General features: G+C 69.4%; 23 protein-coding genes. 12 read left to right on the forward strand and 11 right to left on the reverse strand.

The genetic code is table 11. The annotated features are described in order from the left end of the window. Positions 1-31: 31 nt before the first annotated feature. The 3 genes from trpA to PUT80_RS39995 all read right to left on the reverse strand — a co-directional run bounded on the left by trpA (position 32) and on the right by PUT80_RS39995 (position 2,577). Positions 32-745: a tryptophan synthase subunit alpha gene (trpA, locus tag PUT80_RS39985; protein ID WP_275295239.1), complete on the reverse strand. Its 714-nt coding sequence runs from the start codon at positions 743-745 to the stop codon at positions 32-34. After that, on the reverse strand, positions 742-1,899 hold the full coding sequence (gene trpB / locus PUT80_RS39990) for a tryptophan synthase subunit beta (RefSeq protein ID WP_275295240.1): 1,158 nt from the start codon (positions 1,897-1,899) through the stop codon (positions 742-744). The genes trpA and trpB overlap by 4 nt, the downstream gene beginning before the upstream one ends. 69 nt (positions 1,900-1,968) lie before the next feature. Then, on the reverse strand, positions 1,969-2,577 hold the full coding sequence (locus PUT80_RS39995; RefSeq protein WP_275295241.1) for a maleylpyruvate isomerase family mycothiol-dependent enzyme: 609 nt from the start codon (positions 2,575-2,577) through the stop codon (positions 1,969-1,971). A 62-nt stretch (positions 2,578-2,639) separates the two neighbouring features. On the opposite strand from PUT80_RS39995, the gene PUT80_RS40000 reads away from it, so the two are divergent. Beyond that, positions 2,640-3,596: a sigma-70 family RNA polymerase sigma factor gene (locus tag PUT80_RS40000; protein ID WP_275295242.1), complete on the forward strand. Its 957-nt coding sequence runs from the start codon at positions 2,640-2,642 to the stop codon at positions 3,594-3,596. On the opposite strand, the gene PUT80_RS40005 is transcribed toward PUT80_RS40000, so the two are convergent. After that, a complete protein-coding gene (locus tag PUT80_RS40005; protein WP_275295243.1) occupies positions 3,586-4,164 on the reverse strand; it encodes an XRE family transcriptional regulator in 579 nt (192 codons plus the stop codon). The genes PUT80_RS40000 and PUT80_RS40005 overlap by 11 nt on opposite strands. Before the next feature lie 90 nt (positions 4,165-4,254). Here PUT80_RS40005 and PUT80_RS40010 point away from each other — a divergent pair, with 90 nt between their 5' ends. Both PUT80_RS40010 and PUT80_RS40015 read left to right on the forward strand, forming a co-directional pair. Next, a complete protein-coding gene (locus PUT80_RS40010; protein WP_275295244.1) occupies positions 4,255-4,818 on the forward strand; it encodes a class I SAM-dependent methyltransferase in 564 nt (187 codons plus the stop codon). 40 nt (positions 4,819-4,858) lie between these two features. Next, positions 4,859-5,284, forward strand: coding sequence for a class I SAM-dependent methyltransferase (locus tag PUT80_RS40015; protein ID WP_275295245.1), 426 nt, complete (start codon positions 4,859-4,861; stop codon positions 5,282-5,284). 84 nt (positions 5,285-5,368) lie between these two features. Here the strand turns inward: PUT80_RS40015 and PUT80_RS40020 are convergent, their stop codons facing one another. Further along, positions 5,369-6,703 carry an MFS transporter gene (locus PUT80_RS40020; RefSeq protein WP_238604413.1) on the reverse strand — a complete coding sequence of 445 codons (1,335 nt, stop codon included), beginning with the start codon at positions 6,701-6,703 and terminating at the stop codon, positions 5,369-5,371. Positions 6,704-6,787: 84 nt separating this feature from the next. Between PUT80_RS40020 and PUT80_RS40025 the strand changes: the two genes are divergently transcribed. The 5 genes from PUT80_RS40025 (at position 6,788) to PUT80_RS40045 (ending at position 11,805) form a co-directional block, all read left to right on the forward strand. Further along, positions 6,788-7,600: a helix-turn-helix transcriptional regulator gene (locus PUT80_RS40025; RefSeq protein WP_275295246.1), complete on the forward strand. Its 813-nt coding sequence runs from the start codon at positions 6,788-6,790 to the stop codon at positions 7,598-7,600. A 160-nt stretch (positions 7,601-7,760) separates the two neighbouring features. Next, the gene (locus PUT80_RS40030; protein WP_275295247.1) at positions 7,761-9,326 is read left to right on the forward strand and encodes an ABC-F family ATP-binding cassette domain-containing protein; all 1,566 of its coding nucleotides are present in this window, start codon (positions 7,761-7,763) and stop codon (positions 9,324-9,326) included. A gap of 53 nt (positions 9,327-9,379) precedes the next feature. Continuing rightward, on the forward strand, positions 9,380-9,841 hold the full coding sequence (locus PUT80_RS40035; protein WP_275295248.1) for a GNAT family N-acetyltransferase: 462 nt from the start codon (positions 9,380-9,382) through the stop codon (positions 9,839-9,841). Between the two features lie 66 nt (positions 9,842-9,907). After that, positions 9,908-10,936, forward strand: a complete 1,029-nt coding sequence (locus PUT80_RS40040) for an FAD-dependent oxidoreductase (RefSeq protein WP_275295249.1) — start codon at positions 9,908-9,910, stop codon at positions 10,934-10,936. An 11-nt stretch (positions 10,937-10,947) separates the two neighbouring features. After that, positions 10,948-11,805, forward strand: coding sequence for a sigma factor (locus PUT80_RS40045; protein ID WP_275295250.1), 858 nt, complete (start codon positions 10,948-10,950; stop codon positions 11,803-11,805). Here the strand turns inward: PUT80_RS40045 and PUT80_RS40050 are convergent. Beyond that, positions 11,792-12,433: a TetR/AcrR family transcriptional regulator gene (locus tag PUT80_RS40050; RefSeq protein WP_037817003.1), complete on the reverse strand. Its 642-nt coding sequence runs from the start codon at positions 12,431-12,433 to the stop codon at positions 11,792-11,794. The genes PUT80_RS40045 and PUT80_RS40050 overlap by 14 nt on opposite strands. 80 nt (positions 12,434-12,513) lie before the next feature. On the opposite strand from PUT80_RS40050, the gene PUT80_RS40055 reads away from it, so the two are divergent. From PUT80_RS40055 to PUT80_RS40065, 3 genes are read left to right on the forward strand one after another with little or no spacing between them, the layout of a single operon-like run. Continuing rightward, entirely contained in the window at positions 12,514-13,989 is a 1,476-nt protein-coding gene (locus PUT80_RS40055; RefSeq protein ID WP_238604418.1) for an NAD(P)/FAD-dependent oxidoreductase, read from the forward strand. 60 nt (positions 13,990-14,049) lie between these two features. Next, positions 14,050-14,583 carry an RDD family protein gene (locus tag PUT80_RS40060; RefSeq protein ID WP_275295251.1) on the forward strand — a complete coding sequence of 178 codons (534 nt, stop codon included), beginning with the start codon at positions 14,050-14,052 and terminating at the stop codon, positions 14,581-14,583. Beyond that, complete coding sequence (locus PUT80_RS40065) at positions 14,580-15,176, forward strand: hypothetical protein (RefSeq protein ID WP_275295252.1); 597 nt, start codon at positions 14,580-14,582, stop codon at positions 15,174-15,176. Before PUT80_RS40060 ends, PUT80_RS40065 begins: the two co-directional genes overlap by 4 nt. On the opposite strand, the gene PUT80_RS40070 is transcribed toward PUT80_RS40065, so the two are convergent. From PUT80_RS40070 to PUT80_RS40080, 3 genes are all read right to left on the reverse strand, one after another. Then, positions 15,135-15,869: an ABC transporter permease gene (locus PUT80_RS40070; protein ID WP_275295253.1), complete on the reverse strand. Its 735-nt coding sequence runs from the start codon at positions 15,867-15,869 to the stop codon at positions 15,135-15,137. The genes PUT80_RS40065 and PUT80_RS40070 overlap by 42 nt on opposite strands. Beyond that, on the reverse strand, positions 15,866-16,579 hold the full coding sequence (locus PUT80_RS40075) for an ABC transporter ATP-binding protein (RefSeq protein ID WP_275295254.1): 714 nt from the start codon (positions 16,577-16,579) through the stop codon (positions 15,866-15,868). Before PUT80_RS40075 ends, PUT80_RS40070 begins: the two co-directional genes overlap by 4 nt. A 65-nt stretch (positions 16,580-16,644) precedes the next feature. Beyond that, on the reverse strand, positions 16,645-17,220 hold the full coding sequence (locus PUT80_RS40080) for a TetR family transcriptional regulator (RefSeq protein WP_275295255.1): 576 nt from the start codon (positions 17,218-17,220) through the stop codon (positions 16,645-16,647). A 140-nt stretch (positions 17,221-17,360) separates the two neighbouring features. On the opposite strand from PUT80_RS40080, the gene PUT80_RS40085 reads away from it, so the two are divergent. Beyond that, entirely contained in the window at positions 17,361-17,984 is a 624-nt protein-coding gene (locus PUT80_RS40085; protein WP_275295256.1) for a response regulator transcription factor, read from the forward strand. Between the two features lie 7 nt (positions 17,985-17,991). Here PUT80_RS40085 and PUT80_RS40090 read toward each other — a convergent pair whose 3' ends face one another. Both PUT80_RS40090 and PUT80_RS40095 read right to left on the reverse strand, forming a co-directional pair. After that, positions 17,992-18,630 (reverse strand): LuxR C-terminal-related transcriptional regulator, encoded by a 639-nt coding sequence (locus PUT80_RS40090; protein WP_037816981.1) that lies wholly within the window; start codon positions 18,628-18,630, stop codon positions 17,992-17,994. 257 nt (positions 18,631-18,887) lie between these two features. Continuing rightward, a complete protein-coding gene (locus PUT80_RS40095; protein WP_275295257.1) occupies positions 18,888-20,093 on the reverse strand; it encodes an ABC transporter permease in 1,206 nt (401 codons plus the stop codon). Positions 20,094-20,143 lie beyond the last annotated feature (50 nt).

Raw genomic sequence — 20,143 nt, forward strand, 5'->3', positions numbered from 1 at the left:
TCTGGTCCGGTTCTGCGGGGACCAGCGGATTCTAGTCCAGCGCGGCCCGCATGGTCGCGACGTACTCGCCGACCTCCGCCGGACCGGCGCCGTCGAGCACCCGTCGCATGATCGCCGCGCCCACGATCACGCCGTCGGCCACGCGGGCGGCCTCGGCGGCGTGCGCTGGCTGGGAGATGCCGAAGCCGACCAGGATCGGCAGGTCGGTGGCGTTCTTCAGCCGGGTCGCCAGGTCGATCGCGGAAGCGGGGAGGTGGTCTCGTTCGCCGGTGGTGCTCATCGACGAGACGGCGTAGACGAAACCTCGGCTGCGCGCGGCGATCTCGTGTGCGCGGTCGGCTGGCGTCGCGGGGGAGACCAGGAGCGCCAGGTCGATTTCCTCCTCGATCGCGGGTACTTCCTCCAGCGGAAGATCCGGCACGATCAAACCGTCGACTCCGGCTTCTTTCAGTTCGGCGCAGAAACCCTTGCGGACGGCCAAGTTGGCGTAGGTGCTCACGATGACCGGAACGTCCACTGTGGTCTCGGACAGTGCATTGAGGACGCTGCGCGGAGTCGTTCCGTTGGCGAGAGCGACGTTGGACGCCTCCTGAATGGTCACGCCGTCCAAAGTCGGATCGGAGAAGGGGATGCCGACCTCGATCGCGTCCGCACCGGCTTCGACCAGCGCCGGAAGGTATTCTGTCCACTGTGGAGCAACGCCGCCGGTGATGTACGGCATCAGAATCTTGCGGTCGGTTTTCATGCGCGGGACTCCTCGGCGCGGGCAATGAGCGTGGTGATGTCCTTGTCGCCACGACCGGACAGGGTGAGCAGCACTGTGGAACCCGCCGGAAGATCCGGCGTGCCAGCGGCTTCGGCCACCCAGGCGAGCGCGTGCGCGGATTCCAAGGCCGGGATGATTCCCTCGGTGCGAGCCAATTGCGCGGCCGCGGCAACAGCTGCTTCGTCGTTGACCGCGAAGTACTGCGCCCGGCCGAGGTCGCGCAGGTGCGCGTGTTCGGGTCCGACACCGGGATAGTCCAGCCCGGCCGCGATCGAATGGGCTTCGAGAATCTGCCCGTGCTCGTCCTGGAGGAACAGCGACCGTGAACCGTGCAGCACCCCGGCCTGGCCGGACGTTGCGCCCGATCCGCCGATCGCTTCCACTCCGACCAGCCGTGCGCTGGTGTCTGCGAATCCGGCGAACGTGCCCGCCGCGTTGGATCCGCCGCCGACGCACGCGACGACGAAATCCGGCACGGTCCCGTGCTGTTCGCGGGCTTCGTCGCCGATCACGCGCTGGAATTCCCGCACCATCCACGGATACGGATGCGGTCCGACGACCGAGCCGAGGCAGTAGTGCGCCTCCTCGGTCGAGCTGACCCAGTGCCGCATCGCCTCGCTGGTCGCGTCCTTGAGCGTGCGGCTGCCCGAGCGGACCGGGACGACCTCCGCGCCGAGGTAGCGCATGCGGAACACGTTGTGCGACTGGCGTTCGACGTCCTGTTCGCCCATGAACACCGTGACCGGCAGGTCGAGCAGCGCACCCGCGGTGGCCGTCGCGACGCCGTGCATCCCGGCGCCGGTCTCGGCGATCAGCCGCTGTTTGCCCATCCGCTTGGCGAGCAGCGCCTGGCCGACCGCGTTGTTGATCTTGTGCGACCCGGTGTGCGTGAGGTCTTCCCGCTTGAGTGCGACGGTCACGCCGAGTTCCGCGGACAACCGTTCGGCGGGCGTCACCGGCGTGGGCCTGCCGACGTGCCGGGCGAGCATCGTCTGGAGCTGCTCGCGGAAACCGGGGTCGACCCAGGCCTTCTCGAACGCGTCGGCGACTTCGAGGCAGGCGGGCACCAGTGATTCCGGCACCCAGCGCCCGCCGTACTCCCCGAAGCGTCCTTCCTGGGGTGGGGTGCGCATGAGCGGCTCCTTAGAGTTCTATAACTGTCTCCACTGTTATAGAACGCTTGACGATGGAGCGCAAGCCCGTCAGCGCTGCCGCAGCACCTCGACCCCGTCGCCGTCCAGGTCGTCGAGGAACCGGGAACGGCCGGTCATGGCCATGATCAGGGCGAGTGTCGGGCCCGACACGAGGGGTCCCGAGCCGCCGGAAAAGTCACTGTCGGTTGCTTCGAGGCGGAGGCCGCGGACGCGTCCTTTGGCGAGCACGACGAGGTCGGAGCCGAGGTAGTAGCGGGCCACCGCGGTGAGCGTGTCGATCGGATACTCGTGGCGGATGCCGAGCGGACGGCGGATGTCCTCGCCGTGCACGACTGTCTCGCCGAGCATCGCCACGACCGGCAGCGGCGGTTTCGTCGTGCTGGTGACGACCCGGCGGAAGCGGGCCAACGTGTCGGCCGGGCTGTCGCCGAGGTGCTCGGCCAATCGCATCGCGACCTGCCGATCGAAGTCGAACCGGCAGCGGAGCACGCCCGCCATCCAGCGCAGCGGCGTGAGCGACGCGCCGGCAGTGAGGTGGGCCAGCACCTCGCGGACGGAGAGCCCCTCGCACAGCGAAGGCGTGCTCCATGCGGCGTCGGACAGATCGTCGGCCAGTGCGGCGCGTTCGGCGTGGATCTGCGGCCAAGTGGCGGTCATTCCAGGTCTCCTCGGTAGTCGTTGCCAGGTGAGACCGGCCGGATGCGGCAGAATCGTCGGTCGTGGGGGAATTTTCTTCGGAAGCCGCGTTCACCCGGGCGGTGGCCCCGTTGCGGGTGGAATTGCGTTCGCACTGTTACCGCATGCTCGGCTTGATCCACGATGCCGACGACGCCGTGCAGGAGGCGTTGCTGCGAGCGTGGCGCGGCCTGCTCGGGTTCGAGGGCCGCAGTGCGCTGCGCACCTGGCTGTACACAGTCGCCACGCGCACCTGCTTGGATCTCATCGAGCAGCGCGGCCGCCGCGCACTGCCGGTCGACCTGGGCCCGGCGAGTGACCAGGTCATCTTCGACTCCGCCCCGCGTACCGACGTGGCTTGGCTGGGCCCCTGCCCCGATTTCCCCGCGGCCAGCTACGAACAACGCGAGGCGGTCGAGCTGGCTTTCGTCGCCGCGTGCCACCATCTGCCGGGCAACCAGCGGGCGGCGCTGCTGCTGTTCGACGTCCTCGGCTTCTCCGCCGCCGAGATCGCCACGATGATGCAAACGTCCGTGACCTCGGTGAACTCCGCCCTGGTCCGCGCCCGCCGGACCATCGCGGCGCACGTTCCGGCCCGGACTCAGCAGCAGATCCTCGGCGACTCCCGCCTTCAAGAGCTGGCGACCGGGTTCGCGACCGCTCTTGCCGAAGGCGACGTCGACGGTCTGGTGAGCCTGCTGACCGAGGACGTCACCTGGTCGATGCCGCCGCTGCCGCACTGGTACCGCGGCCGCGCCGCCGTAACGGAGTTCGCCTTCCAGGTCCCGATGACGCGCTGCCCGAGCTGGCGCTTCCGGCTGACCAGCGCGAACGCCCAACCGGCCGTCGCGTTCTATCTCGGCGGTTCGGCGACTGTTCCGCACGAGGCGTGGTCGATCACCGTGCTGACCCTGCGGGACGATCGGATCTGCGACCTCACGTCCTTCCTCGGCGCGGAGCATTTCCCGGCCTTCGGACTGCCCGCCACGGTCACGCCTTAGGTGCGGCCCGCACGTGAGCGCGCTGCCCCTGTCGTCCGATCAGGCACAAGTACTCCACCGGTTCCGCCGACGCCGCGCCGAACCAATGCGGTACCCGGGTGTCGAATTCCGCTGCCTCGCCCGGAGAAAGCGTCATGTCGTGCTCGCCGAGCACCAGTCGTAACTGTCCATTGAGGACATAGGTCCACTCGTAGCCCTCATGCGTCCTGGGATCGGGTTCCTGCTTTTTCCGTCGTCCGGGCAGGATGAATTTGTACGCCTGGATCCCGCCCGGACGGCGCGTGAGCGGCAGGATTGTCACGCCGTCGGCACAGCTGATCGGGCGAAGATGGATGCGCGGGTCGCCGGTTTGCGGGGCGTCGACCAGTTCGTCGAGGGTCACCCCGTGTGCGCGGGCCAGCGGCAGCAGTTGTTCCAGGGTGGGCCGCCGGTTGCCGGATTCCAGTCGCGACAGCGTGCTGGCCGCGATGCCGGTCTGCGCGGCCAGTTCGGCCAGCGTGACGTCCCGCTTCCGGCGCAGCTCGCGCAACCGGGGGCCGACTGCGTCCAGGGCTCGGTCGTCGTCCATTTCCCGAGTTTGACAGATTGGCAAGCTTCCTTGCCAGACGTGCCGGAGGGTTTGCAAGGTGGAACCGGGAACCTCAGGAAAGGAACCGTTGTGCCGCACGCATTCGATCAGTCCTATTGGGACGAGCACTGGCATGGTGCCGCCGGACACGCGCAGCTCGAACCGCATCCGCAGCTGGTCGAGGAAGCGGGGAAGCTGCCGCCGGGACGCGCGCTGGACGCTGGCTGTGGCGAAGGGAACGAGGCGCTCTGGCTCGCCGGGCACGGATGGCAGGTGACGGCGGTCGACCTGTCCGAGGAGGTGCTGCGGCACGCGCGCGAACGGTCGAGCGAGGTCGAGTGGGTGTGCGCTGACCTGCTGAAATGGACTCCGGACGGGCAGTTCGACCTGGTCGCCACGCACTACGTGCACGCGGCGGGCCCGCTGTTCGAGCGGCTCGAGGAGTGGGTCGCGCCGGGCGGGACGTTGCTGGTGGTCGGGCATCACCACGGGGAGATGCATCCGCCGGAGTCGACGATCACCGTCCAGGACGTCGGTCTGGATCCTGGGCAGTGGGAGATCACGGTCGCGGAGAACCGGACGCGGAAGGTGCATGGCGGGGAATTGCACGACACGATTCTCTGTGCCCGCAAGGTTTCTTCGCCGAACGCGTAATCGGTGGCGGACGGGGGCGATTCGGTAGTGCACTGGAGTGGTGGCGGCCTATGACGAGATCGCGGACTGGTACGAGGAGGAGTTTCTCCGCGCCCAGCCGGTGAACCCCGGGGCGAGCGCGCTGCGGGATCTTCTCGGCGAAGGCAGCGGGGTGTGCCTGGAAATCGGCTGCGGCACCGGCGTGCACGCGGACCTGGTGCGGGAGCTGGGCTGGACACCGCTCGGGGTCGACCTGTCCAGCGGGATGCTGCGACACGCGCGCGCCCGGCAGCCGACCGCCCAGGCCGATGCCGCACGGTTGCCGATCCGGGACCGCAGCGTCGACGCGGTCGTTTCGGTGCTGGTGCACCGATCGTGCTGGCGCTCTGTGCGTTCGTCGGCGCTGCAGGAACCGAGAACGAGTACGGCGCCAACGGTGTGCTCCAGAATCCCAGCACGACGCACTGGCCGCTGGCCGAGCTGTTGAACGGGTTGCTAGACGCCGGTCTGTCGTTCGACCGGTTCGTCGAGTCCGGGTCGCCGGTGCCGATCGTGCTGGCGGTGCGTGCCTTCATCGGCGCGGCAGCATCCGGAGAACGAGTATCGCCCCGACAGTGAGCACCAGAATCCCTCCGCACGCCAGCGCGAGTGCGTGCAGTGGCGAGCCGGGCAGAGCGGAGTAGTAAACAGCGCCAATCACCGCGACTCCCAGCGCTCCGCCGATCTGCTGGCCAGTCGCGAGCACGCCGGAGGCCATCCCGGCGTCGGCGCGGGGAACAGCGGCCAGCACGTGGTTCAACAGCGGCGGGACCAGCAAACCCTGCCCTGCGCCGATCAAGGCGAGCGCGGGAGCGAAGGACCAGGGAGTGGTCGACAGCGTGATCAGCACGACGTAGCCGAGCCCGGCAGTCGCAGCCCCGAGGATCGGCGCGAAGGGCACCCGGCTGCCGAGCAGGCTCAACGCGAGGAAGGCGGCGGCGAACGGCAGGTACGTGAGCGCGGCGTCGAGCGGGCTGAGGCCCAGACCGTCTTGCAGGGCAAGGGAAAGCACGAGAAAGAACGAATTGATCCCGGCGTAGGTCAGCAGCACGAGACCCATTCCGAGACTGAATTCGCGCTGCCGCAGCAGCCCGGGGCGAACCAGCGGAGCGGGGACTCGACGTTCGACGGCCGTGAAGACTCCGAGTGCGACGGCACCGCCGGCGAGGCTGCACCAGGACCACAGCGGCCAGCCTGCTTCCCGGCCGGTGATGAGTGGCAGGACGAGCAGGGTGAGCGCGACGGTCAGCACGGCGGTGCCGCGGAGGTCCAGTCGTGCGGTGCCGTTCGGCCGGGTTCGCGGCAGGAAGCGGGCGGCGAGAGCGAGGGTCAACAGTCCGATCGGGACGTTGACCCAGAAGATCGCCCGCCACGGGCTGCCGAAGAGGTTCGCGGTCACGAGGATCCCGCCCAGCAGCTGGCCGGTGACGCCGGACAGTCCGATGACCGCGCCGAGCACGGCGAACGCTTTCGGGCGCTGCGGGCCGGGCACGACGACGTGGATCATCGCGAGGACCTGCGGGAACATCGCCGCGGCACCGAGTCCCTGGACGAACCGCGCGGCGACCAGCCATCCCGCGCCGGGAGCCGCGGCGCACGCGGCCGACGCCCCGGTGAACAGCAGCAGCCCGGCCAGGAACACCGGTTTGCGGCCGCGGAGGTCGCCGAGCCGGGCGAACGTGATGAGTGCCACGGCGTACGCGAGCTGGTAACCGGTGAGCAGCAGCTGGAGCTCGGCGGGCGAGGCACCGAGGTCGGACCGGATGGCGGGGGCGGCGACAAACACGATGAAGGTGTCCAGCACCGCCATGAAAACGCCGGCCAGCAGGATCGCGAGCGCGCGCCAGTGCGGGGAAACGGAGTGCATGGCTTGATCGTCGGCAGCGGGCCGGACGCGGGGGTAGCGGGCGAATATGCTGGTATCGCCACTACCAGGACCGGAAAGGAACGCATGTCGTCTGCATCGCGCCGGCGCGCTCTCGCGGACTTCCTGCGTTCGCGGCGCGATCGGCTCACTCCGGCGGAGGTCGGTCTTCCGGCGGGGCCGCGGCGGCGCGCGCCGGGGTTGCGCCGGGAGGAACTTGCGCAGCTGGCCGGGGTCAGCGTCACCTGGTACACGTGGCTTGAACAGGCTCGGGACATCACTGTCAGCAGGCAGGTGCTGGCAAGTCTCGCCAGGGAACTGCGGCTTTCGGACACGGAACGGCAGCATCTGTTCGCTCTCGCCGAGGAGCCGCCAGACCATCCCGCGGAGTCCTCGCCGCTGATGCTGCAGGGCATGGTCGACGCACTGGACCCGAACCCGGCGTACGTGCTCGACCCGCATTGGGACTTCGTGGCGTGGAACCGTGCCGAGGCCGCGCTGATCGGCGATCCGGCGCTGTTGCCCGACGGCGAGCGGAACCTGCTGTGGCTGGTGTTCACCGTGCCGCGGATCCGCACGCTGCTGGTCGACTGGCCCGGTCAGGCCCGGAATCTCCTCGCGCAGTACCGCGCCGACGCCGCGACCCGGGCCGAGGACGCGCGTTCGGCTGAGCTGGTGCGGGCGCTGCGCGAGGCGAGCCCGGAGTTCGCCGAATGGTGGGCCGCTCACGACGTCGCGCCGTTCACCGGCAACCGGCGCGTTTTCGACCATCCGCGGGCCGGGGTGCTCGCCTTCGATTACGTGAAACTGTCCACTATGGACGAAACCGGCCGGAAGCTGTTCACCTGCTTGCCCGCGGATCCGGAGACCGCCGCGAAGCTCCCGTCGCTCGTGGCGTGAAATTCGGATGCGCGCCTTCTCTCGGACGCCTACCCTGGTGATCGTGATACAGCACCAGCTCTACCTCTGAGGGATCACCGCCTCCACCGGTACCGCGCGCGTTCGCGGCACCGGCCCTCGTCCTTGTTGCTGATCACGTTTCATCGGAGGCATTTCCCTCATGACATCTCCGCTTTCGCCTGCGCTCGTGCGCACGGCGCATGTCCGGCTGTCCGACGTCCACGTCTCCTTCGGCGGCCGCCCGGTGCTCGCCGGGGTCGATCTGGTCGCGGCGGCCGGCGACCGGGTCGCCATTGTCGGCGAGAACGGGCGTGGCAAGACCACCTTGTTGCGCGTGCTCGCCGGGACGCAGCCGGTCGACCGCGGCGAGGTTCGCCGCGCGGGCCCGATCGGTGTTGCCGACCAGCAGATTCCCTTGGGAGACCGGGAAACCGTCGGCGATCTGATCGATCTCGAACTGGCGGCCGTGCGCAATGCGCTGGCCTGTTTGGAAGCCGCGACGACCGCGCTCGCCGAAGGGCAACCCGGCGCGGACGACGCGTTCGCCGCCGCGCTCTCGACCGCCGAAACGCTCGACGCGTGGGACGCGGACCGGCGGGTCGAGGTCTCGCTGGCCGCGCTGAACGCGGTCGACGACCGGAGCCGCCCGCTCGGCACGTTGTCGGTCGGGCAGCGGCATCGGGTCCGGCTGGCGTGCCTGCTCGGCGCGGGACATTCCGTGCTGTTGCTGGACGAGCCGACCAACCACCTCGACGCGTCCGGTCTCGCGCACCTCACCGAACGGCTGCGCGCGTACCCGGGCGTGGTCGTGCTGGTGAGCCACGATCGTGCGTTGCTTGCCGACGTCGCCACGTCCGTGCTGGACCTCGACCCGTCGAGCGACGGTCGGCCGCGCGGCTACGGCGGCGGCTATTCGGCGTACGTCGAGGCCCGGCAAGCCGAACGGGCTCGCTGGGAAGCGCTGCACGCCGAGCAACTCGCCGAACGGCAGCGGCTCGCGGACGACCTTTCCGCCGCACAGAAACGATTGCGCGACAACTGGCGTCCGGAAAAGGGCCACGGCAAGCACACCCGCGCGACCCGGGCACCCGGTCTGGTTCGCGCCGTGCACCGGCGGCAGGAGGAGTTGAACGCGCACGTGGTGGCTGTTCCGCCGCCGCCCGCGCGGTTCGCCATGCCGGAACTGCCGCAGCACCAAGGAACCGTCGCGTTGCGAGCGGCCGGGGTGACCGTCGCCGGACGGCTGGACCATCCGGTCGACCTGACCCTCGGCGGCGCGGACCGGCTCGTCGTCACCGGCCGGAACGGGGCCGGAAAGTCGACGCTGCTGGCGGTGCTCGCCGGAACGCTGGAGCCGACCTCGGGCACGGTCACGCGCGCCCGATCGGTGCGGATCGGCTGGCTGGGCCAGGAATCCGCCCTGCCGGCCCGGCGGACTGCGGCCGAGCTCCTGGGCTCGGCCGACCTTGGCTTGCTCAGTGGATACGACCGCCACCGCCCGATCGCCGAACTGTCGACCGGAGCCCGGCGGCGGCTGGATCTGGCGCTGGTGCTGGCCGCGCGGCCGCAGGTACTGCTGCTGGACGAGCCGACGAACCACCTGCCGGCAACGCTGGTCGACGAACTGACCGACGCCCTGCACTCGACGTCGGCGGCAGTGGTGGTGGCCACGCACGACCGGCAGTTGTTGCGCGACACGGCTTCCTGGCCGCGGTTGGCGCTCTGACGCGGTGGGCGCGAGGTAACAGCGGTGAAACATCCGCAGGGCAGTCTGGGGCAATGCCTCTGCTGATCGAGCGTGCTGACTTCGCGGACCCGCAGCTTCGGCGGTTCCTGCAGGCACACTTGGACGACCTCGCGCCCACCTCCCCGGCCGAGAGCAGGCATGCCCTCGACCTGGCCGCGCTCCAGCGTCCCCACGTCCGGCTCTGGACTGTCCGGGACGACCGGCAGCTCGTCGGCACCGCCGCACTGGCGACGCTGGAGCCGCGGCACGAGGAACTGAAAAGCATGCGCACCGACCCCGCCCGGCGCGGGCAAGGCATCGCTCGCACGCTCCTGGACCACCTGCTCCAGGACGCCAAAGACCGCGGCATCGAGCGCGTCTCCCTGGAAACCGGCAGCATGGACTTCTTCGCCCCGGCCCGCGCCTTGTACGCGCGAGCGGGCTTCACCCCGTGCGCGCCGTTCGGCAGCTACCGGGACGACCCGAACAGCACCTACCTGTCTCGCCGCGTCTGAAGCTGTCACAGATTTTCCGCGACCGGTGTCCATCCGCTGAAAACCCCGAAAGCGGAGGAGGACAGCATGACGACGACAGTGCTCGGCGCGGGATACGCCGGGGTCATGGCCGCGAACCGGCTCGCTGGGCGCGGCGAGGAAGTGGTGCTGGTCACGCCGAACGCGTGGTTCGTCGAGCGAATCCGGCTTCATCGCGTGGCCACCGGTCTCCGGGAGAACGCCCGGCTCGACCTGGAGACCGTGCTGAACCCGGCCGTGGAGGTCGTCCAGGACACCGTGACGAAGATCGGTGAAGACAAGATCCAGCTCGCCTCCGGCGAGAACCTGCCCTACGACACCCTCGTCTACGCGGTCGGATCCGGGACCAGCGTCCACAACGGCACCTACCGGATCGTCTCCGAGGAGGAGACCGAACGGCTCCGCGCCGCACTCGCCGAGGCACCGGACGCGCCGGTCACCATCGTCGGCGCAGGCCTGACCGGCGTCGAGCTGGCCGGGGCGCTGCGCGAAGCCGGACGCGCGGTGAAGCTGGTCTCCACCGCCCCGGACCGCCGCGCGATCCGGGCGCACCTGCGGTTTCTCGCCAAACAAGGCGTCGAGATCGAACTCGGCCGACGCGTCGATCCGGCCGAGATCGAGGGGCTCGTCGTGGACACCACCGGGTTCACCGTGCCGAGTCTCGCCGCCGATTCGGGTCTGCCGGTCGACGAATTCGGCCGGTTGCTGGTGGACGAGCAGCTCACCGTCCCCGGGCACCCGAACATCCTCGGCGCGGGCGACGCCGTGCACACCTCCTTCCGCGCCGCGTGCGCGACGGCGCTGCCGATGGGCGCGCACGTCGCCGACGTCATCACCGCGCGCCGCGAAGGACAGCCCGGCAAACCGTTCCGGATGGGCTATGTGCTCCAGTGCACCGACCTCGGCGGCGGACGCGGACGCGTCCAGTTCCTGCACCCGGACGACACCGAGCGCGCGATCGCGATCGACGGGCGGGCAGGCGGGCTCGTCAAGGAGACGATCTGTCGGATGACCGTGCGGTGGCTGAGCCAGGAACGGGATCGCGCGGGCCGGTACTCGTGGCCGGCCGGCGCCTAGACTTGGCCGGCATGGACCACGGCGACGTCTTCACCGCGCATCGGCCGACGATGCTCGCTGCCGCCTTCCACATCACCGGATCGCGGTACGACGCGGAGGACGTCGTGCAGGACGCGTGGGAAACCTGGTCCCGGGTGGACCTCGAGACGGTCCGCACCCCGCACGCGTTTCTGTCGGTGATGGTCTCGCGGCTGGCGCTCAACGCGGTCCGCGCGCAGCGGCGCCGGCGCGAGAACTATCCCGGTCCTTGGCTGCCGGATCCGGTGGTCGAGGGGGATTCGCCGGAATGGGAGGTGCTGCATCGCGACGGTCTGGGCCAGGCGCTCGACTTCGTGCTCAGCACGTTGACCCCGGAGCAGGCCGCGGCGTTTGTCTTGCGGAAGGTGCTCGACGTCGACTATCCGTCGGTCGCCGAGGTGCTGGAGACGACCCCGGCGGCGGCCCGTCAGCTCGTCTCGCGCGCGCAACGGGCGGTGACGTCGGCGATCGGGGATTCCTTGCCAGACCAGGGGAATCGCGACGCCGAGGCGCTGGCGACGCTCGCCGAGGCGGTGCTGTCCGGCGAGATCGACAAGGTGGCAGCGTTGATCGCGCCGGACGCGGTGCTGTACTCGGACGGCGGCGGCAAGGTGCTTGCCGCGCGCAAGCCGTTGTTCGGCCGGGACCGGATCGCGCAGTTCCTCATCGGAATCTCCACGATGGAGGAGGTGACGATCGTGCCCGCGATCATCAACGGCGGCCCCGGTGCGGTCTTCCTGCAGGACGGCAAGGCGACGACCACAGTCACCGTCCGCGCGGGCGATGCCGGTGTGTCGACGCTGTGTTTCGTGCGCAACCCCGACAAGCTGACCGAGATCACTCTCGCCTAGCCGCGATCCCGTCGTACATCATCCGCCGCACGGCCTCGCTCACCCGGCGCTGCTCTTCGGGGTCCGGGTTGCGCAGCGAAGCGATCGCCGACGCCAGGATCATGCCGTTGATCGCCCGCGCGCTGTTCTCGATGTCGAGATCCGCGCGCAGGTAGCCGAGCTCCACGCCGTGCGACAGATACGCCGCGGTCAGTTCCGTGGCCAGCTCGAAGAAGTCGAGTACGCGCGCCGCCATCGCTTTGTCGATACCGGCGGCCTCGAACAGCAGCAGCCGCGGCACGCGCGGGTCCTCGCCGAAGATCTGCGCCAGCGCGTCGCCGATCCGGGCGGTCTGCTCGCGGTAGGCGTCCAAAGTAGACACCGCGTCCGGTGCGTTTTCCGCGGTGAGCGCGGTGACGATGCGGGCGACCAGGTCGTCGATGACGTGGTCGACGATGTCGCGCTTGTTCTGGAAGTAGCGGTAGAAGGTGCCGTGCCCGATGCCGAGCTTCGTGGCGATGTCGGAGATCCCGGTGGCGTGGTAGCCGAGGTCGGCGAAGCAATCGAACGCCGCGTCGATGATCTCGCGGCGCAGTTCCTGCTTCTTGCGCTCGGCTCGGGTGGTGCGGGGGCTCTCCTGGGCTGTCACGCACTGCAGTGTATTGCCAAGTCCGGCGAAGTGACATACCGTTCCGTTACTGACAAGTAGTTCCGGACGAGAGGTCGGACATGGACGCGCAGTACGACGCAGTCATCGTCGGCGCGGGCTTCGGCGGCATGGGGGCGGCCATCCAGCTCCGCCGCCTCGGCTACCGCGACCTGCTGATTCTCGATCGCGAGGACGACCTCGGCGGGACCTGGCACGTGAACCGGTACCCGGGGCTGGCCGTCGACATCCCGTCGTCCACCTACTCCTACTCGTTCGAACCCAATCCGTACTGGTCACGGCTGTTCGCGCCGGGCGCGGAGCTGAAGAAGTACGCCGAGCACGTCGCCGACAAGTACGGTCTGCGTGCCTCGATGCGCTTCGGCACAGTCGTGACCGGCGCGACCTGGGACGGCTCCAACTGGCGGGTCAGCATCGAAGGCGGCGAGACGGTCACCGCGAAGTACCTGCTCACCGCCACCGGCTTCCTGTCGCAGCCGAAGATGCCGGACATCGAGGGCATCGACCGGTTCGCGGGCAAGGTCATCCACACCACGAAGTGGGACGACAGCTACGACCTGGCGGGCAAACGCGCCGCGGTGATCGGCACCGGCGCGACGGCCGTCCAGCTCATCCCGGAGATCGCCAAGGTCGCCGCGGAACTGACGGTGTACCAGCGCACGCCGATCTGGGTCAGCCCGAAGCCGGACTACGCCGTGCCGAAACCGCTGCAGCAGGCGTTCGCGAAGCTGCCGCTGGTACAGCGCGCGGTGCGGCTGGCGGGCAGTTCGGTGCTGGAACTGATGATGATCTCCGGCGTGGTGCAGTACCGGCAGTTCCGCGGCGCCAACCGGATCGCCGAACGCTGGTGCCGCGCGCATCTGTACCGCCAGGTCCGCGACCCCGAACTGCGCCGCAAGCTGACGCCGGACTACTCCTTCGGCTGCAAACGGCCGACGTTCTCCAACGACTACTTCCCGGCCTTCACCCGCCCGCACGTGCACCTCGAAACGACGAGCATCGAGCGGATCGACGAAACCGGGATCGTCACCGCGGACGGCAAGCGCACCGAGATCGACACGCTCGTGCTGGCCACCGGCTTCAACCTGTGGGACGTGAACTTCCCGGCGATCGAGATCATCGGCCGCGACGGCAAGAACCTCGGGAAGTGGTGGCGTGACAACCGGTTCCAGGCGTACGAGGGCGTGACCGTGCCCGGGTTCCCGAACCTGGTTTCGCTCAACAGCCCGTATTCCTACAGCGGGCTCTCGTACTTCACGACCATCGAATGCCAGATGAAGCACATCGACCGGCTGTTCAAGGGGATGCGCGCCCGGGGCTCGGACGTGTTCGAGGTGACCCAGCGGGCGAACGACGAGTTCCTCGGCCGGATGAAGCACAAGGTCGGGCACTCGGTGTTCGCCCTCGGCCAGTGCGCGACGGCCAACAGCTACTACTTCAACCAGCACGGCGAGGCGACCCTGCTCCGGCCGACATCGACGATCAGCGCCCACCGCGAGGCGGCGCGGTTCCCGCTGGAGGACTACAGCTTCGCCTGAGCCAAGGGTGATTTACGTTCGCCAGGGGAACCCGCGGCTCGCGCGCGGCGTCAGTGTGGCGTGAAGACTGAGCAAGACGTCATGGCCCGCCTCCGCGCGCAGGCCGAACCCGTCCTCGGCAAGGGCGCGGCGGCGCGGATTCGTGCGTTCGAGAACGGCGACCTGTACGTCGAGGCGCGCACCGCTTCCACGCTCTGGGCGTGGCTGGTCGACTTCCTCCTGGTCACCGGTCTGTCGGCGGGCGCGGCGGTGGCGTACTACTTCAAGTCGAACGCCTTCGACGCCGCCGTCGGGGCGAGCGTGATCGGCTTGGCGGGGCTGATCGTGGTACCGCTGCTGTACGGCTGGTTCTACGGCAACGGCCGCGGCCTCGGCGCGCTGTTCAACGGCATCCGCTTGGTCCGGCTCCGCGACGGCGGCCGAATCGGGCTCTGGAAGGCGGGCTGGGCGATGCTGATCCGCACGCTCGGGTTCGTGATCATCGCGCTCGGGGTGCTGAACGGGGACACCACGGTGGGGAGCGGGGTGCGCGCGCACCTCGACATCCGCGAGACCGAGAGGCTCCGCGCGGCCGGTTTCGTCCGGAAGCCGTGAGCGGGTATCAGGTTCGCGCGGTCGCGGACACTCCCGAGCAACGGCTGCGCGACTACACGACGCGGCTGCAGGCGATCGTCACCACCCGGCGGGTCTACCGGGTGATGACGGCCAGCCTCGCCGGGCTTTTCGGTGTCAGCGGGATTCTGGTCGGGGTGCTGGCTCATTCCGCGGCCGGAGGATTCAGCCTGGCGGGCGGCGGCGTTTTCTTCGCGGTGCTGTGGCTCGGCGGAGTTTTGATCTGGCGGGGCAGGCCCGCGACCGAACGTGCGTTGAACCCGGATTCGCGTCCGCCTGCTGGTCGTACGCCGGGGAATGTGTGGGGCGCTTTCTTTGCCGCAGCGGGGATGGGCTGTTTAGCCGCTGTCGTATGTGGACTGTCCTTTATGTCCAGAAACCCGCCGGACGCCTTGCTGAAACTGGTGATTATCGGGCTCGGCACCTTCGTGGTCTTCGCCGTTTTGTTCGTGCCGCCGGGATATGTCTACGCGCAGTCCGATCAGTACTTCGAGAAATGGCTCAACCGCAACCGCGCGGCTTACGAGGCGGCTCTAAGGCGTACGACGGCGCAGCGTCGCCGCTCCGAGACCTAGTGCCAGTACCGCGCAGCCGAGCACGACGAGGATGTTGCGGGTCAGCGTCATCGTCCAGTCCGCGCTGTGCGTCACCTGCGTAAGCGCTTCGACGGCGTAGGACAGCGGCATCACGTCGGACAGCCAGTGCAGCACCCAGCCCATCTGGTCGCGCGGCTGGAAAAGCCCGCACAGCAACGTTTGCGGCAGCACGAACAGCGGCATGAACTGCACGGCCTGGAACTCGCTCGTCGCGAACGCGCTCACGAACAGGCCCAGCGCCATGCCGAGCAACGCGTCGAGCACGGTGATCAGCAGCAGCGACCACACCGAACCGGCCACCGACAGCCCCAGCCACCACAGGCTGACCGCCGTCGCGACCGCCACCTGCAGCACCGCGACCAGCCCGAACGCCAGCGCGTACCCGGCGAGCAGGTCGAATTTCCCCAGCGGGAGCGTCATCAGCCGCTCCAGGGTGCCCGCGGTGCGTTCGCGCAGGGTCGTGATCGACGCGATCAGGAACATGATCACGAACGGGAACACGCCGAGCAGCGCGGGCGCGATCCGGCTGAACGTCTCGGCCGAGTTGAACACGAAGCGCAGCAACACCATCAGCAGCGTCGGCACGAGAACGAGCATCACGACGGTGCGCGGATCGTGCCGCAGCTGGGCGAGGATGCGGCGCGTGGTGGCGAGAGTGATCGAGACGGTCATCGCTGGGCCTTCACCAGGTGCAGGAACGCGCGTTCGAGGTCTTGTTCGCCGGTGGCCGCGCGCAGGGCGTCCGGCGAATCGTCGGCGAGCAGCGCGCCGTCGCGCATCAGCAGCAACCGGGTGCAGCGGGCGGCTTCGTCCATGACGTGACTGGACACCAGAAGCGTGGTGCCCTCGGCGGCGAGCCGATGGAAAACGTTCCACAAATGCTCGCGCAGCAACGGATCCAGTCCGACGGTCGGTTCGTCGAGCACGAGCAGTTCAGGCGTGCCGAGCAGCGCGACGGCGAGGCTCGCCCGGCTGCGCTGGCCGCCGGAAAGCCGCCCGACCAGCGCGTCGGCGTGCGAACCGAGGCCGACCTGTTCGATCGCCTCGGGCACCGACCGGGACGGCGCGCCCAGCACGGAGGCGAAGTAACGCAGGGATTCGGTGACCGTGAGGTCGGCGTAGACCGCTGGCGCCTGCGTGGCGTACCCGATCCGCTTGCGCAACCGACGGCTGCCTGCCGGTTCGCCGAGCACCGTGACGGTGCCGCCGTGGGTCACCTGCACGCCGACGACCGCGCGCATCAACGTGGTCTTCCCGCAGCCGCTCGGCCCGAGCAACCCGGTCACCGAACCGGGCTCGACGCGGAAGCTCACGTCGCGCAGTACCTCCCGGCCACTGCGGACGACCCGCAGGCCGTCGATGACCACCGCGGAATTAATCATGCGGTTAATTCTGCGCGCGCGGAATTTCGGTGTCAAGGCCGGGGAGGGCGGAAGGGGAGCGCGGATCAGGCCTGGTCGACGTACTGCTGCACAGCAGGAGCGATCAACCCGACCACGTCCTCGTGCGCGGCCCGCGCGAGCGGCTCGACCTGCACGACGTACCGGACCATCGCGAGCCCGACGAGCTGCGCGGCGATGCCGGTGACCCGCAGCGGCGGGATGTCGAGCGCGTCGGCGATCTTGTCCAGCAGCGCGCCCTGGATGAAGCCGCGCAGCATGTCCGCGGCCTGTTCGGTGGTGGAGACCGAACGCAGCACGCCGAAGAACGCGTCGCGCGAAGCGGGGGTTTCCCAGAGGGTGAGGAACAGCCGGACGAGCCGTTCGCCCACCTCGGAGCGAGGGCCGTCGAGGATCGCGGCCACGACGACGCCGGGGTCGGCCGGAAGGTGCAGCGCGGTCGCGAAAACCTGGTCCTTGCTGCCGAAGAAATGGTGCACGAGCGCGGGATTCACGCCCGCCTCCGCGGCGATCGCGCGGATCGTCGCGCCCTCATACCCGTTCTGCCCGAACAGGTCCCGCGCGGCGGCCAGAATGGCCTCCCGCGTTTCGGTCTGCCCGGGGCGGCGTCCCGTCCGTGCCATCGGCGTCCTTTCGTCCGCTCCAGTATCGCGGGACCATGGGCGGTACAGCTGGCTGTACCTGATCTGTACCCCGCGCGGGATCGCCGGTCGTCCCGCCGGGGCCTTAGGTTCGGGCGACCGGGAGGGCAGGGGGAGCGGGGATGAACGGGACGGCGGTGCACGAGACAGCGGTCCGGGTGCTCATTCGAGCCTCGGATCCCCTTACCGACAACGGGATCCGGAGCTGGCTGCAGGCGCGGCCGGAGTTTTCCGTCGTGACTGACGAGGTGGACGTGATCATCGTCGCGGCCGAGCTGCTGTCGGTGGAGGTGACGTCGGCGTTGCGCGGGCTCAAGGCCACTGTGGACGCTCCGGTGGTGCTGCTAGTCGACGAGCAGGCGGCTGGTTCGGCGGTGCTGACCGCGGTGGAGTGCAACGTGGTCGCCCTGCTGAATCGCGAGCGCACGTCGAGCGAGCAGCTGGCCGCCGCGGTGCTGACCGCTTCGCGCGGCGGCGGGATCCTGCCCCCGGCGGCGCTGGGCACGCTGCTCAGCCATTTCCGCCGGCCGATCGAACCGCGGCCGAAGCACAGTTCCGGCCTGACGCAACGGGAAATCGACGTGTTGCAGCTGCTGGCCGAAGGCCTCGACACGGCGGAAACCGCGGAGAAAATCAACTTCTCCGAACGCGCGGTGAAGAAGGTGATCCACGATCTGTCGCAGCGTCTCGAGTTGCGCAACCGGACGCACGCGGTCGCCTACGCGCTCCGGAACGGCGCGATCTGAGGGGCGTTCAGATGATGCCCGTCCGCAGGGCGTACGCGACCGCGTGCGAGCGGTTCCGCAGATCGAACCGCACCAGCAGCGTGCTGATGATGTTCTTGATCGTCCGCTCCGAATACGCCATCCGGTCGGCGATTTCGACCGTGCCGAAACCGTCCGCGAGCAGGCCGAGGATCTCCACCTCGCGGCTCTGCAGCCGGTGCCGGTCGAGGAAGCCGCGCGGGTACCTGGCCTCGCCCTCGCTGGTGTGGAACTCGTTCGTCAACCGGGTCGCGCGGACGTCTTCCGGCTCGGCCGCCGGCACGCGGGCGGCCAGCGCTTCGAGGATCTTCTCGCGCGTCGCGGAACCGCGGTACAGCACCGCGGACAGGCCGAATCCGCCGAGCCTGCCCAGTTCGGCCTTCTCGATCCGGTCCGCGACCAGCACCGCGCGCACGTCCGCGACGAGCGCGGTCCGGCGGATCCGCGCCAGGTCGGCCAGGGTTTTCTCGCGGACCTCCGGCACGATCACGAGCAGGACGTCCGCGCGCGGGACCTCGCTGGGAGCCATCACGGCGTACCGGGGCGTGCCGCGCAGGTAGGCGGCGGCTCCTTCGCCGCTGATCGGGTCGTTGGCGATGATCGCCACTCGTTCGGGCAATGCGCTCATGTCAGCTCACAGACCAGTCGTTCCGCGCTGCATCCTCCGCTGAGCCGAGGATCCGCGATCCAGTGCGCGAGGTCGATCCCCCGCGCTGCCCGGGCGCGGTAGTGCCTGCGGTACCTCAGCAACAGTTAAGGACTTAATCGAACGTTAGTGCTTGTAACCTTAGTTGCACGATAGCACTAGACGGGAGTCCAGCGTTGGTAATTGCCCGCACGACCGGGTGGCGTTCACGCGATCCGGTCCCGCGGGCCGACCCGGGCTCAGGCGAGCGCCTGAGCAGGGGGAAGCCGCGCGGCCCGCATCGCCGGATACGCCCCGGCGATCGCGCCGACCGCGGCCGAAACCGCCACCCCGCCGGCGAGCGCGACCGGCGGCAGCACCGCGGGCCAGCCCTGGCTGAGCGCGTACCCGGCGGTCGCGCCGACCCCGAGCACCACCCCGACGAGCCCGCCCAACCCGGACAGCAGCACCGATTCGGCGAGGAACTGTCCGCGGACCTGACCTCTGGTCGCCCCGAGCGCGCGGCGCAACCCGATCTCGCGCCGGCGCTCCAGCACCGAGATCACCATTGTGTTCGCCACGCCGACGCCGCCGACCAGCAGCGCCACCCCACCGAGGCCGAGGAAGAGCGCGCCGTAGGTGTTTTTCGTCAGCTGCTGCGCGGCGAGCGCGTCGGACGGCCGCTCGACCGCCACCTCGTTCGGCGCGGCCGGGTTGATCGTCGCGGCGAGCACCGAGCGGACCGCGTTGACCTGCGATTCCCGCGCGCGCAGGTACACCGTGCTCGGATGGCCGTCGAAGCCGAAGACCTGCTTGGCGACGTCCCAGCCGATCAGCACCGACCGTTCGACCTCCGGCGCGAGCGGCATCGGCGCGAGAATCCCGACGACGCTGAACCACGCCGAACCGATCAGGACCTGCGGCGGCCGCGCCGGATCGAGGTGGTCGATGCCGAGCCTGGACGCCGCTTCCGAGCCGAGCACGACCGCCGGGAAGCGCTGGTTCGCCGAGTCGAGGAAGGTCCCGGTCCGGACCTTCCCGCCGAGCACCGGCAGCAGATCCGGCCGCGCGGCGAACACCGAAACGCCCGCCGAATCGTCCTTGCCGACCCGGTCGTTGCGGTACACCTTGGCGTTGACCTTGCCGACCTCCACCGCCCCCTCGACCGGCGCGATCCGCCGCACCATCGGGACCGCCGAGTCGGGCAGCTTCGCCGAACCGCCCATGAGCGTCTGCCCGGCCTCGGCGCGGAGCAGATTGGTGCCCATCGCGGCGAGTTTGTCCTGGAGTGCCTGGTCCGCCGACGCCGGAATGGCCAGCACGGCGACCATCGCCGCGACCCCGATGGCGATGCCGAGCGCGGACAGCATCGCGCGCAGTGGGCGGGTGCGCATTCCGTGCGCGCCAAGGGAAAGCAGATCGGCAGGACCGAGCCGGGTCGGGCTGGGTGGGGCTGGTGCGGTCATTGGGGTGCTCCTGCCGGGTGGGTCGTGCTGTTGGCAGGGGTGTGTGGGGC

Source organism: Amycolatopsis sp. La24 (genome assembly GCF_029087445.1).
Taxonomy (GTDB): Bacteria; Actinomycetota; Actinomycetes; order Mycobacteriales; family Pseudonocardiaceae; genus Amycolatopsis; species Amycolatopsis nivea.